Genomic DNA, 16,314 nt, shown 5'->3' on the forward strand with positions numbered 1-16,314 from the left:
GGACGAAGAACCCCGCGCTGGAGCGTCCCTCCAGCGCGGGGTTCTTTTTTGGTGCTACCGGTTAGCCACGAAGACCTATCGCACCTGCTGCGGCGTGTCTGCGCCCACACAGCGCACGGCGCGCTTACGGCTGTCGACCAGCACGCCACTGAGGCCTTTTTGCTGGGTGTCGAACAGGACCAGCACACCCTCGGCGCATTGGGCCACCTGCGCTGCCGGCTCCAATGACACCTTGTAGTCTTCGCCCGGTACCGTCTTGAGCATGGTGAAGTCTTGCAGCAACAAGGCATCCTCAGGCTTGGCGAAGTGCAGGTAACCGTAGTACCACAGGGCCCCCACCGTCACGATGATGCTGCCGACTCCCGTCAGGATCAGCGGTATGGCGTTGCGTTCTTCGCTCATTGCGGGTTCTTCTCGTCATAGGTATTGGGCACTTCGGCAAGCCGCCGCAGGCCGGTGAAATGGCTGGGATCATCCAGAAAACGCAGCATCACTTCGCGCCAGGTGGGGTCGGCGAACGTCTGCACGTGCCCACCTCGGGTCAACTGCAGCACTCGAGGCGGCGGCGCCTGCTGATACAGGCGGATGACATTGTTCATCGGCACCAGGTCATCATCGATGCTATGGAAAAAGAGCTTGGGCGGGCTGGTCAGCTGCCCGACGGACTCGATGGCGCTATCGGCATCGGGCACCAGCCAGGACAAGGGCACCTGAAGTGGCCAGGTCATCCACGAGGTACTCAAGGCGTACTGGCCCACCGCTCGGTAGCTGGCAGGAACGCCGTCGAACACCAGAGCGCTGAAGCGTTCGCGCTGCTCGGGATGGGCCGCCAGGTAGTGGATGGCCATGGCACCGCCCAGACTCTGCCCCAGCAACACCAGAGGCTTGCCCTTGACCTGCGGGGACTGATCGAGCCAGGCCATGGCGGCAGCGATATCCTGATAGACCTCAGGTAGCCGCGGCTTGCCCTCGGACAGTCCGTAGCCTCGGTAGTCGATCATCAACACCTGGTAACCTTGCTCCGGCAACCAGTAGCTGCCGCCCAGGTGACCGGGCAGATTGCCCCCATTGCCGTGCAGGTGCAGCACCGTGCCCTTGACCGCCACACCTTGCTTGGCCGGCAGCCACCAGGCGTGCAGGCGCACACCGTCGGCGGCAACCAGGGTGACATCGCTGTAGGCGAGCCTGGCCCGCTCAGGCGTGAACGCCTGGCCTCGCTCAGGGTAGAACAGCAAGCCGCTGCACCCGCCCAGCAGCACCAGCAGCATGCCTGCCGTCAGCAGGCGCAGCCCGTTAAAGGATGTTCGCGTAGTCGGTTTCAATACGGTCCAGGCTCAGGTGGTTGAGGAAGTTGGAAAAGCACATCCAGGCCGACAAGGCGTTCAGGTCGCGGAATTGCTCAGGCAGGTACTTGGGCGGCTCCACCAGGCCCTCCTCGACGAGCTGGCGCAGGGTGCGCATGTCTTCGAGGGTGGTCTTGCCGCAGAACAGCAGTGGTATCTGCTCCAGCTTGCCCTTCTTCACGGCCAACTGAATGTAGTTGTAAACCATGATGAAGCCCTTGAGGTAGGACAAGTCCTTGGTAAATGGCAAGCCATTGGGCACCGACCCACGGAATACCCGGCTGGCATTGCTGTAGCTCTGCCCCATGTCGAAGCCCTGTTCCTGGAAGAACTGGTACACCTGCATGAAGTCCGCACCGTCCTCGACCATGTGTATGGCGCGGGTCCGGTTGGTCAGTTTGCGCAGGCGGCTGGGGTAGGACGCGAAAGCGATGACTTCCATCAGGATGGCCAGGCCTTCCTGGGTCACCGTCGAGGAAGGCGGGCCCTTGGCCAGGAACGTACAGATGGGCTGGTTCAGGCCGTTGAGTGTGGTGCCCACATGCACCAGCCCCTCGTGGACTTCCAAGGCCCGTACATCACGCGCGTTGAACATGGCATCGGCACGCACCTTGATGTAGTCGGCACCGGCGGCGGCATCGGCCACGATGCCGTCGGACTCGAACACGCGGATGGTCCCTTCGGCTTCGCCGAACACCTTGTTCAACCGGCACTGGAGAATATCCACCGCTTGCTTGGCCGTCAGGTTCTTCGGCTCGTCCTTGAGGTCGCCGCGCCCATTGATGTTGTTCAGGTAGTCCGACAGCATCAGGCCAAGGTCGGCCAGGGTCGGGTCACCGGCATGGAAAACGTCGGAGGCAGCGCCGTACAGCTCCTGGGAAATCAGACCGAAATCTTCCGTGCCCCTGGCCTCGAGCATGCGCACTACCATGCGGTACTCGCGGCACATGCGTTTCATGATCTGCCCCACGGGGCTGAACTGGCCAAGCTGGCGGATGATGTCACGCTCGATGGCCTGGAACTCCGCTTTCACTGCGCTGGAGTCGAACCCAAGTGAGCGCGCCTGATAATAGGCGCGGTCCACGGCAGGCGGCACCTTGCCCTTGGCCTCGAAGAAGCCGCGGCGGATGCCATCGTCCCACTTGACTGCATCGAGCACGCGAATCGGCGTTTGCGCGGCCACGATACGGTCGGACAGGGCGCGAATGGTTTGCTGGTACTCGTCCACAAAGAAATCCTTATCGGCCGTCAGGCCAAGCCATGTCCGCTCGTGTCGGGCCACTCAGGTGTCGAGCAGCCTGGGTGGGCGCGCGCCGTTGACGCACCCGCGAATCACCCGAGACCTGCCCTGTCACTTGCCAGCGCGTTTGAAACGCACCGCCTCCACGAACAGGTCCGAATTCGCGGGGTCGTTGAGGTAGGCCAGGACTCGCTCTGGCGGGCTGTCCACCAGCACACCCTCGCCGTTGTCCTGCGCCACTTCGGTGCTGTGCCCGCTCAATTCCTTGCTGCCCAAGGCCTGCTGCACTTGCTGTACATCGAGGTTATAGACCACCAGCTCCTTGCCATCGACGATATCGAAACCACCGATCACGTAGTTGCCCCCCAGTTCTCCCGGCACCCGCGCCGACAGGTACCAGCGATTACCCTGCTGGGCCACGTTGAACACATAGGTTTGAGCAGATTTGCCCTTGGGTGTAGCTACCGCCTTGTAGGCCCCTGCGTCGGCACGCGTGATGACCAGCTTCAGCGGCTCGCCCCAGGCGTCCTTGGTGGTCCAGCTGCCCACAAGCCCCCTGGGTGCCGAGGACTTGCCTGGCAGCGGTTCGGAAAACGTCACCAGACAACCGCCCAGCATCAGGAATGACAGCGTCAACAGCACCACACGCCAGGCTTTCATCAGGTTTTCTTCCTCGAAAAGGTCGGGCTCAATCCAACGCCAGCACCAACTGCAGGTATCGGGTAAGCATTGCCAGCATCGGCCCATCGGCCTGCGCCTCGGCGTGCTTGAGCAGGCCCTGATATTCCATCTGCTCGATAATCGCCGTCAACATCTGTGCATCCTGTTCCGGCTGCCGCGAGCCAACGACTTGCAGCAGCTGGCGCGTACCGTGCAGCAGAATCTGCTCGTGGGCACACACCAGCTCGGCCAGGCGCGGGCACAACAGCGCTTCCTGGCGAAACGCCTGCTCGGCCATCATGAAATCGCGGCGGGTGAGCAGTTGGCGCTGCACATAATCGGCCATCATACGCGCCACTTCATCGGCCAGTTTTGCCCGTGCCTGGGGACTGCCGTCGCCCTGGGCCAGCAGTTGGCGCAGCACCGCTTCGGTGTTGAGCCAGAGCTTGGCCATGTAGGCGGCGCTGCGCTCGACGTACTGGGCGAACGTGTCGGTGAGCAGGTCCTCGATATCCTTGAAGTAGTAGGTGGTGGCCGACAGCGGTACCCCTGCCTCTGCGGCGACGGCACGGTGTCGCACGCCCCGAACGCCATCGCGCACCACGATGCGCATGGCGGCGTCCAGAATCAGTTGGCGGCGCTGTTCGCTGCCTTGTCGGGCCGTCTTGCGACCCTGGTAACGCACGCTTTCGGCAACGGCGGTGGCGATGCCGGCAGCCCCTTGTTGAGCCATGGCGGTTGTCATGGAGTACCTCATGTACGGTGTCTGGTCGGAGCATGCCCGTTCGCGTCCGATCTGGCCCCAGGCATTGGAATCGTAGATTCACTTGGCAAGGGATTGAATCGCGAGCGGGTCGGTGATGACAACATAAAGCTTCGGGCAAGAAAAAGCCGCCTGAAAAGGCGGCTTTTTCGACTTCACTCAGGCCTGCGGGCGCATGTGCGGGAACAGGATCACATCGCGGATCGATGGCGAGTTGGTCAGCAGCATCACCAGGCGGTCGATGCCGATGCCCTCGCCCGCCGTTGGCGGCATGCCATATTCCAGCGCGCGCACGAAGTCGGCGTCGTAGTGCATGGCCTCGTCGTCACCGGCATCCTTCTCGGCCACCTGGGCCAGGAAGCGCTCGGCCTGGTCTTCGGCATCGTTGAGCTCGGAGTAGGCGTTGGCAATTTCGCGCCCGCCGATGAACAGTTCGAAACGGTCGGTCACCGCAGGGTTCTCGTCGTTGCGACGGGCCAGCGGCGAAACCTCGAACGGGTACTCGGTAATGAAGTGCGGCTGCTCCAGCTTGTGCTCGACCAGCTCTTCGAAAATCATCACCTGCAGCTTGCCCAGGCCTTCATGGCCCAGCACCTTGGCCCCTGCCTTGCGGGCGATGTCGCGGGCGCGGTCGACATCCTGCAGGTCGGCAGCGGTCAGCTCGGGGTTGTACTTGAGGATCGAGTCGAACACCGACAGGCGCACGAACGGCTCGCCGAAGTGGAACACCTTGTCGCCGTACGGCACATCGGTAGAGCCCAGCACCAGCTGCGCCAGCTCGCGGAACAGTTCCTCGGTGAGGTCCATGTTGTCGCGGTAGTCGGCGTAGGCCTGGTAGAACTCGAGCATGGTGAACTCAGGGTTGTGGCGCGTCGAAACCCCCTCGTTGCGGAAATTGCGGTTGATTTCGAAGACCTTCTCGAAGCCACCGACGACCAGACGCTTGAGGTACAGCTCAGGCGCGATACGCAGGAACATGGCCATGTCCAGGGCATTGTGGTGGGTTTCGAACGGCTTGGCCGCTGCGCCGCCCGGGATGGTCTGCAACATCGGCGTCTCGACTTCGAGGAAGTCGCGTTCGATGAGGAACTTGCGAATGTGCGAGATGACCTGCGAGCGCACGCGGAAGGTGTGGCGTGTTTCTTCGTTGACCATCAGGTCGACGTAGCGCTGGCGGTAGCGCTGCTCGGTGTCGGTCAGGCCGTGGTGCTTGTCGGGCAGCGGGCGCAGCGACTTGGTCAGCAGGCGCACCTGGGTCATCTCGACGTACAGGTCACCCTTGCCCGAGCGGGCCAGGGTACCCTCGGCGCTGATGATGTCGCCCAGGTCCCAGGTCTTGACCGCAGCCAGGGTTTCTTCGGGCAGGGTCTTGCGGTTGACATAGACCTGGATACGGCCGGTCATGTCCTGGATGACCATGAACGAGCCACGGTTGAGCATGATGCGGCCCGCTACCTTGACCGGGATCGCGGCTGCTTCCAGCTCTTCCTTGGTCTTGTCCGCGTACTGTTTCTGCAGGTCGTTGCAGTAGCTGTCGCGACGGAAGTCGTTGGGGAAGGCATTGCCCTTGGCGCGTTCTGCGGCAAGCTTTTCCTTGCGCAGGGCGATCAGGGCGTTCTCTTCCTGTTGCAGGTCTTGCGATTCGGTCTTCAGGTCGCTCATGTCGTCTTTGTTTCCATCAGGTATTCGTTGCCCTTGGCGGGCAGGGCGCGCGCTACCGGCAAGGGGCCGGTGGCGCGGCGATAGGGTGTGGCTTACAGCCCCTGCTTGAGGCTCGCTTCCAGGTACTGGTCAAGGTCACCGTCCAGCACTTTCTGGCAATCGCTGCGTTCCACGCCGGTACGCAGGTCCTTGATGCGCGAGTCGTCCAGCACGTAGGAGCGGATCTGGTGGCCCCAGCCAATGTCCGACTTGCTGTCTTCCAGCGCCTGCGAGGCCGCATTGCGTTTCTGCATTTCCAGCTCGTACAACTTGGCCCGCAGCATTTTCATGGCGGTGTCCTTGTTGGCATGCTGGGAGCGTTCGTTCTGGCACGCCACCACGGTGTTGGTCGGCACGTGGGTGATACGCACTGCCGAGTCGGTGGTGTTGACGTGCTGGCCACCGGCGCCCGAGGAGCGGTAGGTATCGATACGCAGGTCCGATGGGTTGATCTCGATTTCGACCTTGTCGTCAATTTCGGGCGAGACGAACACGGCCGAGAACGAGGTGTGGCGGCGGGCACCAGAGTCGAACGGGCTCTTGCGCACCAGGCGGTGCACGCCGATCTCGGTGCGCAGCCAGCCGAAGGCGTACTCGCCCTTGATGTGCACGGTGGCGCCCTTGATGCCAGCCACTTCGCCCTCCGAGAGTTCGATGATGGTAGCGTCGAAGCCACGCTTGTCGGCCCAGCGCAGGTACATGCGCAACAGGATGTTGGCCCAGTCCTGCGCCTCGGTCCCGCCGGAGCCGGCCTGGATGTCGAGGTAGGCGTTGTTCATGTCCATCTCGCCGCTGAACATGCGACGGAACTCGAGCTGGGCCAGGTGTTCTTCCAGGCCTTGCAGTTCGGTCACGACGTCGCCGACAGCGCCTTCGTCGCCCTCTTCCACGGCCATGTCCAGCAGGTCCTTGCAGTCAGCCAACCCGTTGGACAGTTTGTCCAGGGTCTCGACGACCTGCGCCAGCATGGACCGCTCACGGCCCAGGGCCTGGGCGTACTCAGGCTTGTTCCAGACGTTGGGGTCTTCCAGCTCGCGATTGACTTCGATCAGGCGGTCATGCTTGAGATCGTAGTCAAAGATACCCCCGAATGGACTGGGAGCGGTCGGAGAGGTCCTTGATGGTGTTCAGGATCGGTTGGATTTCCATGGGCAGGCTACTCGTGCGAATTCGGTGAAAAGCCTGCGAGTATAACCGAGTCGGCCGCGTGGCGGCAGACCCGCCTGACAGTCGTCGACGACCAGACGCCGGGTGCAGCCAGCCGAGAAAGGTGCACCCCTGCCCCGGCTTGCTAGGCGACACCCACCTGGTTGCGGCCACCGTTCTTGGCCTGGTACAGCCCCTTGTCCGCCGCCGAGATCAATTGCCGGCAGTGGCTGCCGATGGGCGGAACCTGCGTGGCCAGGCCCACGCTGACGGTCAGGTGCGACCCGGCAGACGGTGCCATGTGCTCGATCGCCAGGCCCAGCACGCTCTGGCGCAGTTTCTCGGCGACCAGCCTGGCGCCACCTGGGGAGGTGTTGGGCAACACCAGGGCAAACTCCTCGCCGCCATAGCGGGCCGGAAGGTCGCTGGGCCGCGAGCACGAGCCACGGATGGCCTCTGCCACGCGCCGTAGCGCTTCGTCACCGGCCAGGTGGCCAAAGGTATCGTTGTAGGCCTTGAAATAATCGACGTCGATCATCAACAACGACAACTGTTGCTGCTCGCGCATCGCCCGTCGCCACTCAAGCTCCAGGTACTCATCGAAATGGCGTCGATTGGACAGCCCAGTCAAGCCATCGGAGTTCATCAGCCGTTGCAGCATCAGGTTCGAATCGAGCAACTGCTGCTGGCTGACCCGCAGGGCGCGGTAAGCCTCGTCGCGCTGCAGCAAGGTGAGGTAGGAGCGCGAGTGATAGCGAATGCGCGCCACCAGCTCGATGTTATCGGGCAGTTTGACCAGGTAATCGTTGGCCCCGGCCGCGAACGCGGCGCTCTTGACCAGCGGGTCTTCCTTGGTCGACAGCACGATGATCGGGATGTCCTGGGTGGCCGGGTTGCTGCGGTACTCACGCACCAGCGTCAGGCCATCGAGCCCAGGCATGATCAGGTCCTGCAGAATTACCGTGGGCTTGATGCGCATGGCCTGCTGCACCGCTTGGTGCGGGTCGGCGCAAAAATGAAAATCGATGTTGTCTTCATCGGCCAGGCCCCGCCGCACGGCTTCGCCGATCATGGCCTGATCGTCTACCAGCAGCACCATCGCCGAGTTTTCATCGGCGGCGGCGAACCCTTCGATGGGGAGCTCATTCATGGCTGGTCACCTGAACACGGCCGGCCAGGCGGCATGATTCGTTACACTTCGTCATTGTGCAAAAACTTCCGTCAGACGCCCGGCTATGCCTTCAAGCGGGCGGATTTCCACTGCGGCATCGATCGCCGCAGCAGCCTTGGGCATGCCATAGACAGCACTGCTGGCCTGGTCCTGGGCAATGGTCAGAAAACCCCGTTGGCGCATCATCTTGAGCCCCTGTGCTCCGTCGCGCCCCATGCCGGTGAGCAGCACCCCCACTGCCTCGCCTGACCAGTAGCGCACCACGCTTTCGAAGAAGACGTCGATCGAAGGGCGGTAGATTTCATTGACCGGTTCGGCAGTGTAGGCCAGTTGCCCGTTCTGTAGCAGACGCAAATGGTGGTTGGTTCCGGCCAACAGCACCTGGCCAGGTTGCGGTGGCTCCCCTTCGCGTGCCAGGCGCACTGGCAGCCCGGCTGCACTGCTGAGCCATTCGGCCATGCCGGCGGCAAAGACCTGATCCACATGCTGAACCAGCACGATCGCAGCCGGAAACCCTGCTGGCACCCCTTTGAGCAGTACCTCCAGGGCCGCCGGGCCACCTGCTGATGAACCGATAGCCACCAACCCTCGTCGCTGGCTTGCTTCACGCAGCGGTGCGGCAACCGGCCTGGGCGTCGGCGGGCGCTGCTGGCCAATCAGCCAGCTGATGTTGAGAATCTTGCGCAGCAATGGCGCGGCGGCTTCACGGGCGTCGCCAGCGCCCAGCGTCGGTGTATCGACCACATCCAGTGCGCCATGCCCCATGGCTTCGAATACCCGGTGCACATTCTGCTTGCGATCGACCGTGACGATGACGATGGCGCACGGGGTATCGGCCATGATCCGGCGAGTCGCTTCCACGCCATCCATCACCGGCATGATCAAGTCCATCAGGATCAGGTCCGGCTGCCGTTCCTGGCAGCGTTGCACGGCTTCGGCACCGTTGCTGGCTACCCACACCACTTCATGGGCAGGTTCCAGCGCAACGGCGCGGCGCAAGGCCTCCACTGCCAAGGGCATGTCATTGACGATGGCGATCTTCATCCGTGAGCACCTCCGATCAGTTCGACTACAGCATCGAGCAACGCATCGTCGTGGAAACTGGCTTTAGCCAAATAGTAGTCGGCCCCGGCATCCAGGCCACGCCGTCGGTCTTCCTCCCGATCCTTGTAGGAAACCACCATGACAGGCAGCGATTGCAGGCGCTGGTCACGGCGCACCAGGGTGACCAATTCAATGCCGTCCATGCGCGGCATGTCGATGTCGGTGATCAGCAAGTCGAAATCGTCGCCGCGCAGGGCATTCCAGCCATCCATGCCATCGACCGCCACCGCGACGTCGTAACCGCGATTGCCCAGCAGCTTGCGCTGCAGCTCGCGCACCGTCAGCGAGTCGTCGACGACCAGTACGCGTTTGCGCGCCAGACCAGAGACGCCGGCACCGCCGCGCTCGACGCGCTCGAGCGTGCCGGTGCTGAGCAGTTTGTCGACCGAGCGCAGAATGTCCTCCACATCGACGATCAGCACCACCGAACCGTCGTCCAGCAGCGCCCCTGAAGAAATGTCCTGCACTTTGCCCAGACGCGGGTCGAGCGGCATCACCACCAGCACCCGCTCGCCGATCAGGCGCTCGACGGCCACGCCATACAAGCGCTCGCGCTCGCGAATGACCACAACCCGCAGGCTGTCCTGGTCGGTTTGCCCGGCCGGCCGGTGCAGCAACTGGCTGGCCGCTACAAGACCGATGTGCTGGCCGTCATGCCAGAAATGCTGCCGCCCTTCAATCTGCACAATGTCGTTGGCGTTCACCGCCAGAGTGTGTTCGATATGCGCCAGCGGGAAGGCATAGGCTTCCCCGCCGACTTCCACGACCAGGCTGCGCACGACCGACAAGGTCTGCGGTACCTGCAGGTGGAAGCGGCACCCCAGCCCGGGCGTCTGGGTCAGTTCGATCGCCCCGCGCAATTCGCGAATCATGTGCTGCACGGCGTCAAGCCCTACACCCCGCCCGGACACTTCGGTCACCGTGTCCCGCAGGCTGAAGCCTGGCAGGAAGAGGAACGTGAGCAATTCATCGTCACTCATGCGCGCGACGGTTTCGGCTGGAGACAGGGCACGCTCGACGATGCTGGCACGCAGGCGATCCAGGTCCACACCGGCACCGTCGTCCATCAGCTCAAGGCTCAGCATCCCGGCATGGTGCGAGACGCGCAGGCGGATCAGCCCTTCTTCGGGCTTGCCCGCCAACAGCCGCCTGTCTGGCAGTTCGATGCCATGATCGACCGCGTTACGCAGCAAGTGGGTCAGCGGAGCCTCGAGCTTTTCCAGCACGTCACGGTCGACCTGGGTTTTCTCGCCTTCGATGACCAGGCGCACCGGTTTGCCCAGGGCGCGCCCCAGGTCGCGCACCATGCGGCTCTGCCCGGCCAGCACATCGGCAAACGGGCGCATGCGGCAGGCCAGGGCGGTGTCGTAGAGCAGTTGCGCGCGCTGGCTGGCCTGCCAGCCGAATTCGTCCAGATCGGCCGCTTGCTGACGCAGGATCTGCTGGGTCTCGGCCAACAAGCGTTGAGTCTGGGCCAAGGCTTCGAGTACCTCGTTACCCTGGCCGCTGTCTTCGAGTTGCAGGCGCAAGCCATCGAGCGCCTGCATGCCCTGGCCATGCATGCGCTTGAGGCGCTGCAAGGTGGCCAGGTAAGGCTTGAGACGCTGGGTTTCCACCAGGGATTTGCTGGACAGGTCGAGCAGGCTGTTGAGCCTGTCGGCGGTCACTCGCAGTACCCGCTCGCCCCCTTCGACCGTGCGCTTGCCGGCCTTGCGACGTGGGGCGGGCTCAACATCGGCCGTCGGCTCAGACGCCGGTGCAGGCGGCGCGGTCGGTGTCTGGCTCGCAACTGGCGGTGGCGCCATCGGTGGACGGGCCTGCGCGGGGGCGGCAGGTGCAGCGCCCGGCCTCCCAGGCTCCAATACGGCGGCCATCAGCACCAGGAAGCCAGGCACATCGTCCTGGGCGGCCGTGTCGCTGGGCGTTGCAATGCGCATCAACAGGTCGGTGCCCTGCAGCAGCGCGTCGATATGCTCAGCGCTCAGGCGCAGGCGGCCTTCCTGGGCCGCCACCAGGCAGTCCTCCATTACGTGCGCAACGCTGACACCGGCATCCACGCCAACGATGCGTGCAGCCCCTTTAAGGGAATGGGCTGCGCGCATGCAGGCTTCCAGCTGGTCGGCCTGGGTAGGGTTGCGCTCCAGGGCCAGAAGCCCGGCGCTGAGCACCTGCGTCTGGGCCTCGGCTTCAAGGCTGAACAGTTCGAGCAACGAGGCGTCGCGCATTTGCTCAGGGGTCATGACAGGCTCCGCTGTACGGCAGACAACAGCTGTTGCTCATCCAGCACACGCACGCTGCGCCCGCGCCATTGCAGCACCGCTGCCGTGAAGCGCATGGCGTCGTGAGCAAGGTCCGTGGGCCGATCAAGCCGGTGGATACCGTCGATTTCCTCGACGGCCATGACCACCGGGCCACCCTCGGCTGCCAGGATCAGCATGCGTGGCAAGCCCCGATTGTTGCGCTGTTCAGTCGCACCGCCAGGGGTACCCAGCAGCTCCTGCAGCGACAGGCACGGCACCAGGGCACCCCGCACGTTGGCAACGCCCAACAGCACGCGCGAGCGCTGATGGGGTAGCGAATGCACGGCCTGCAAGGGCGCGATTTCGGCCAGGCATGCCGTAGGCAACGCCAGCCACTCCTCCCCCAGGCGGAACAACAGCATCGAGCGCCCTGTACAGGCCTGCTCGACCGCTTCCAGGTCCGGCTGTGCGTCGGTGTCCTGCACCAGTGCGTAGCGGTCCAGCAGACGCGTGGCCGCGGCGGCGTACACCTCGCAGTTGCGACAATGGACATGACGCTCAAGCAGCGGGCATTGCTTGTTGCCATGCACGCCGATGCGATTCCAGCAGTCATCGATGCGCACATCGGTTTCGGCGAGCAGGTCGGTCACAGCCTCATCGTTCATCGGTCGGCCTCCCGACCCGCACGCATGGCACGGCTTTGCAGACGCTGGGCCCCGGCCTGGTCACCCTGGGCCTGCAACAGCGCGGCCAGGTGAACGAGCGCTTCGGGGTGCTGCGGCTCAAGGTACAGCGCCTTGCGGTAGTGAACCTGTGCTTGTTGCAAATCACCTTCGGTGTCGCTGAGCAGACCCAACCAATAGTACACCTGGGCCGACGGTGGGTACTGGCGCAGGTAACGCTGGCAGGCATCACGCGCCTGCTGGCTGTTGCCGGCATTGGCATGCTCGGCAATGCTTGCCAGCAATTCGCGGGCACCGAGCCCGGTAGCTTCGACGGCCTGCCGGTCAGGCACAGGCCCAAGAGACCCGCGCATGCGTGGCAAGGGGACATTGGTCGGCCGGTAGCCGGTCAACGGCTTGATGGGTTCGCGTTGAATCGGCACGGCCGGCGCCGGTCGTTGCTGAGCCATATCGTCTTGGCGCACATAGGCGAAAGACTGGGCAATGCCCACCGGACGCATACCAAGGCGAGCCAGCAGGCTGCCTTCGGCGGGCCCGATGAACAGCACGCCTTGGGGGTGAAGCAGGCGCTTGAGGGTTTCGAACACCCGTTGCTGGGTGGGCACATCGAAATAGATCAGCAGGTTGCGGCAGAACACGAAGTCGTAGAGGCCCTCCCGGCTGGCCAATGCCGGATCAAGGACATTGCCGACGTGCAGGGTCACTTGCTGGCGCACACGGTCATGCACACGATGGCCCTCGTCGATGGCATCGAAGTACCGTTCGCGAAAACCCAGGTCGTCGCCACGAAACGCGTTGCGCCCGTAAAGACCCTGGCTGGCCTTGGCCACAGAGGCAGGGCTGATGTCCATACCGTCGATCAGGAAGGATGCCGGGGCGATGCCGGCATCGAGCAGCGCCATCGCCAGCGAATAGGGCTCCTCCCCTGTCGAACAAGGCAGGCTGAGCAAGCGCAGAGGGCGAGCGGCGGCCAATTCGGCCAGGCGTTTGTGCGCAAGGCTTGCCAGGGCAGTGAAGGACTCGCGGTAGCGGAAGAACCATGTCTCCGGCACGATGACCGCTTCGATCAGCGCCTGTTGCTCGGCCGGCGATTGCTGCAGGCGCAGCCAGTAGTCGTCCAGACCGCTGGCACCCAGCGCCGCGCTGCGCTGACGCAGGGCACGCTCGACCATCGATGCGCCCACCGACTCGACGTCCAAACCTATGCGCTCACGCAGAAAATGAAAGAAATGCCGCTCGTTCATGCGCAGGTCCCGCCCTGTGCGTCAGGGTACAGCACACGGTGCACGGCCTCGGGCAACACCTGGTCGACCTCGATGCGCTGCACCAGCCCCTGGGCATCCTGGCGGACCGGCCCCAGGTAAGGTGCGGGGTCATTGTCCACGCCATAGGGTTTGAATTCATCAGCACGGCAGCGCAGGGTTTCGGTGGCGTGCTCCAGAATCAGGCCCAGTTGCAGTGCGCTGCGATAGCGCACCAGCACCAGGCGGGTACTGGTACGTTGCAGCGCCGGCCGCCCTATGCACAAGGCAGCCAAGTCCACCACCGGCACCAACTGGCCACGGTGGGCAAGAATGCCCGCCACCCAATGCGGCGCTTGCAGCACGGGCTTGAGAGGCTGACGGGGCAGCACCTTGATTACCTCCTGCACGGACAGGGCAAAACGCTGGTCACCCAGGTGAAACTGCAGGTACAGCGCGCCGTTGTCGTGGCCTGCCGGCACGGCGCGCGGTTGCATGTCGATCATCGTCTTCAGACTTTGAAGCGCGACACGCCGCCGCGCAGACCGGCGGCGACCTGGCTCAGCTCGTCGATGGCAAAACTGGCCTGGCGCAGCGACTCCACAGTCTGGGTACTGGCGTCGCTCAGTTGCGCCAGCGCCTGGTTGATCTGCTCGGCACCGGTGGCCTGGGCCTGCATGCCCTCGTTGACCATCAGTACCCGCGGCGCCAGTGCCTGGACCTGATGGATGATCTGGCTCAGTTGCTCACCGACCTGCTGAACCTCGAACATGCCGCGGCGCACCTCTTCGGAAAACTTGTCCATGCCCATGACCCCGGCCGACACGGCCGACTGGATCTCACGCACCATCTGCTCGATGTCATAGGTCGCCACCGCCGTCTGGTCGGCCAGGCGGCGCACTTCGGTGGCCACTACGGCGAAACCGCGGCCATATTCCCCGGCCTTCTCGGCTTCGATGGCCGCGTTGAGCGACAGCAGGTTGGTCTGGTCGGCCACCTTGACGATGGTGACGACCATCTGGGTGATGTTGCTGGCCTTCTCGTTGAGGATGCCCAGCTTGGCGTTGACCAGGTCGGCCGCACCCATGACCTGGTGCATGGTTTCTTCCATGCGCGCCAGCCCCTGCTGGCCGGAGCCGGCCAGGCTCGACGCCTGATCGGCGGCCGAGGTGACTTCGGTCATGGTGCGCACCAGGTCGCGGGACGTGGCGGCGATTTCACGCGACGTGGCACCGATTTCGGTCGTGGTCGCAGCCGTCTCGGTGGCGGTAGCCTGCTGCTGCTTGGAGGTGGCCGCGATTTCCGTCACCGAGGTGGTGACCTGCACCGACGAGCGCTGCGCCTGTGCCACAAGATTTGCCAGGGCCTCGGCCATTTCATTGAAACCGCCCTGAACCGCACCGAACTCGTCCTGGCGGTCCAGGTTCAGGCGCATGCTCAGGTCACCCGAGCGAAGCCTGTCCAGCGCAGTCACGATGAGGCTCATGGGCGAGGTAATGGCGCGCAGCAGTAGCAGGCCACAGATACCGGCAGCCACGATGGCCAGCAACAGCGACACGACCATGCTGCCCTTGGCCGTGTTCACCGCGCTGACGATTTCCCGGGTGGCGGCGTCGGCGGCCAAGCGATTCTGTTCGATCACCTCGTTCAGGTGCTTGCGCCCTTCGACCCAAGTGGGGGTCAGCACTTGGGCGATCAAGCGCTGGGCTTCGGCATAATTGCGTTCGCGATACGCATCGAGCACCTGATTGACGTTCTGCATGTAGGCTTGTTCGAGCTTCACGAAGGCGTCGAAGCGGGCCTGGTCCTCGCCATCGCGAATGGTGGTCTGGTAACTGGCCATGTGTTGCTTGAGCCGGTCTTCGAAACTCTTGAAGAGTTCGATGTCGGCTGAGCTGATCTGGCGCCGGTCAGAAAGCCCGACCAACTGCTGGCTGGTGACGTAACTGTCCACCCATGCGCTGCGGATCATCGAGCTGTAGTAGACGCCCGGAATGCTGTCGGCCCCAACTTCCTGCTCGGCAGATTCGATGGTCACCAGGCGTGAATAGGCCGCCACGATCATCAGCAGCATGATGGCGATGATCACGGCGAAACTTGCCAGGATCCGTTGGCGCAACGTCCAGTTCTTCACATTCAGCCCTCAGGGATTCACTACGAGCAGGAAAAATCGCCGAAGTATAGCCCAGGCGTCCTACAGAATTGCGCGTCAAATTCTGACAGAACGCCCCACCACCGCAGTGATCCTCCCGATTGGGCCAAGCTGCACGCGCGGCTTATCCCTGCCGCGCCTGCTTTTCCAGCTCCTCGCGCAACCCCTGGGCCAACCCCAGCTGGCGCGCCAGTTTGTCCAGGTAAGCACGCTCCATGTAGTTTTCCTGATCGACCATCATCACGCTGGCCAGGTACATCTCGGCAGCGATTTCCGGTGTCTGGGCGGCCCGGGCCACCTCGGCCGGGTCCAGCGGCTTGTCGAGCTCCGCATGCAGCCACTGCTTCACTTCACGGTCACCGTCCAGGCGGGTGAACTCACCCTCGATCAGCGCACGCTCGCGCTCATCCACATGACCGTCCGCCTTGGCCGCAGCGACCAGTGCGCGCAGCACCGCCTGGCTGTGCTGCTCCACTTGGGCCGCATGTACGCGGTCCACCGTCTGCGGCTCTGGTGTAGGGGCCTGTTGGTTGGCCTGCTGGGCCTGCCAGTTGCCATAGGCCTTGTAGGCAAGCACGCCAAGCGCGGCCAGGCCCCCGTAGGTGAGCGCCTTGCCGCCAAACTTGCGGGCTTTCTTGCTGCCGAGCAACACGCCCAGCGCACCGCCGCCAAGCAGGCCGCCACCTGCGCCTGACAGCAACCCGCCGAGCCCGCCGGCGCCTGTACCCGTCTTGGCCCCGCCCGCCTGCTTCTCTAGCAGTTGCTGGCCGGATTTGAGCAATTGATCAAGCAAACCCCGGGTATTCATCATGCGCATCTCCACATCAGGGAAGTCAGCAGCCAGAGTAAGACTTGCCCCACATCACGCCA

General features: G+C 63.7%; 15 protein-coding genes. All 15 read right to left on the minus strand.

The features are described 5' to 3' along the window. Positions 1-75: 75 nt before the first annotated feature. A complete protein-coding gene (locus tag CWR53_RS17240; protein WP_058639547.1) occupies positions 76-402 on the minus strand; it encodes a hypothetical protein in 327 nt (108 codons plus the stop codon). Then, the gene (locus tag CWR53_RS17245; protein ID WP_100852117.1) at positions 399-1,322 is read right to left on the minus strand and encodes an alpha/beta hydrolase; all 924 of its coding nucleotides are present in this window, start codon (positions 1,320-1,322) and stop codon (positions 399-401) included. Before CWR53_RS17245 ends, CWR53_RS17240 begins: the two co-directional genes overlap by 4 nt. After that, complete coding sequence (locus tag CWR53_RS17250; protein WP_100852118.1) at positions 1,294-2,571, minus strand: flavohemoglobin expression-modulating QEGLA motif protein; 1,278 nt, start codon at positions 2,569-2,571, stop codon at positions 1,294-1,296. The genes CWR53_RS17245 and CWR53_RS17250 overlap by 29 nt, the downstream gene beginning before the upstream one ends. Positions 2,572-2,694: 123 nt before the next feature. Beyond that, positions 2,695-3,243: a hypothetical protein gene (locus tag CWR53_RS17255; protein WP_058603751.1), complete on the minus strand. Its 549-nt coding sequence runs from the start codon at positions 3,241-3,243 to the stop codon at positions 2,695-2,697. 28 nt (positions 3,244-3,271) lie between these two features. Beyond that, positions 3,272-3,976 (minus strand): TetR/AcrR family transcriptional regulator, encoded by a 705-nt coding sequence (locus CWR53_RS17260; protein ID WP_100852670.1) that lies wholly within the window; start codon positions 3,974-3,976, stop codon positions 3,272-3,274. A 189-nt stretch (positions 3,977-4,165) separates the two neighbouring features. Beyond that, positions 4,166-5,668, minus strand: a complete 1,503-nt coding sequence (gene lysS, locus CWR53_RS17265) for a lysine--tRNA ligase (RefSeq protein WP_058639551.1) — start codon at positions 5,666-5,668, stop codon at positions 4,166-4,168. 92 nt (positions 5,669-5,760) lie between these two features. Further along, a protein-coding gene (gene prfB, locus CWR53_RS17270) for a peptide chain release factor 2 (RefSeq protein WP_100852119.1) occupies positions 5,761-6,856 on the minus strand; the annotation gives its coding sequence in 2 pieces (ribosomal slippage) (positions 5,761-6,783 and positions 6,785-6,856; 1,095 coding nt in all). Between the two features lie 142 nt (positions 6,857-6,998). After that, the gene (locus CWR53_RS17275) at positions 6,999-8,003 is read right to left on the minus strand and encodes a PleD family two-component system response regulator (protein WP_100852120.1); all 1,005 of its coding nucleotides are present in this window, start codon (positions 8,001-8,003) and stop codon (positions 6,999-7,001) included. Positions 8,004-8,054: 51 nt separating this feature from the next. Next, positions 8,055-9,068, minus strand: a complete 1,014-nt coding sequence (locus CWR53_RS17280; RefSeq protein ID WP_058639553.1) for a chemotaxis response regulator protein-glutamate methylesterase — start codon at positions 9,066-9,068, stop codon at positions 8,055-8,057. After that, positions 9,065-11,368 carry a hybrid sensor histidine kinase/response regulator gene (locus CWR53_RS17285; RefSeq protein ID WP_058603756.1) on the minus strand — a complete coding sequence of 768 codons (2,304 nt, stop codon included), beginning with the start codon at positions 11,366-11,368 and terminating at the stop codon, positions 9,065-9,067. The genes CWR53_RS17280 and CWR53_RS17285 overlap by 4 nt, the downstream gene beginning before the upstream one ends. Next, complete coding sequence (locus CWR53_RS17290; protein WP_100852121.1) at positions 11,365-12,033, minus strand: chemotaxis protein CheW; 669 nt, start codon at positions 12,031-12,033, stop codon at positions 11,365-11,367. Before CWR53_RS17290 ends, CWR53_RS17285 begins: the two co-directional genes overlap by 4 nt. Further along, a complete protein-coding gene (locus CWR53_RS17295; protein WP_058639556.1) occupies positions 12,030-13,295 on the minus strand; it encodes a protein-glutamate O-methyltransferase CheR in 1,266 nt (421 codons plus the stop codon). Before CWR53_RS17295 ends, CWR53_RS17290 begins: the two co-directional genes overlap by 4 nt. Then, positions 13,292-13,798, minus strand: coding sequence for a chemotaxis protein CheW (locus CWR53_RS17300; protein WP_058603759.1), 507 nt, complete (start codon positions 13,796-13,798; stop codon positions 13,292-13,294). Before CWR53_RS17300 ends, CWR53_RS17295 begins: the two co-directional genes overlap by 4 nt. Positions 13,799-13,803: 5 nt before the next feature. After that, complete coding sequence (locus CWR53_RS17305) at positions 13,804-15,426, minus strand: methyl-accepting chemotaxis protein (protein WP_058603760.1); 1,623 nt, start codon at positions 15,424-15,426, stop codon at positions 13,804-13,806. Positions 15,427-15,568: 142 nt separating this feature from the next. Next, complete coding sequence (locus tag CWR53_RS17310; RefSeq protein WP_058603768.1) at positions 15,569-16,252, minus strand: tellurite resistance TerB family protein; 684 nt, start codon at positions 16,250-16,252, stop codon at positions 15,569-15,571. Between the last annotated feature and the right edge of the window lie 62 nt (positions 16,253-16,314).

Origin of the sequence: Pseudomonas sp. SGAir0191 (genome assembly GCF_002812565.2) — a bacterium.
GTDB lineage: Bacteria > Pseudomonadota > Gammaproteobacteria > Pseudomonadales > Pseudomonadaceae > Aquipseudomonas > Aquipseudomonas parafulva_B.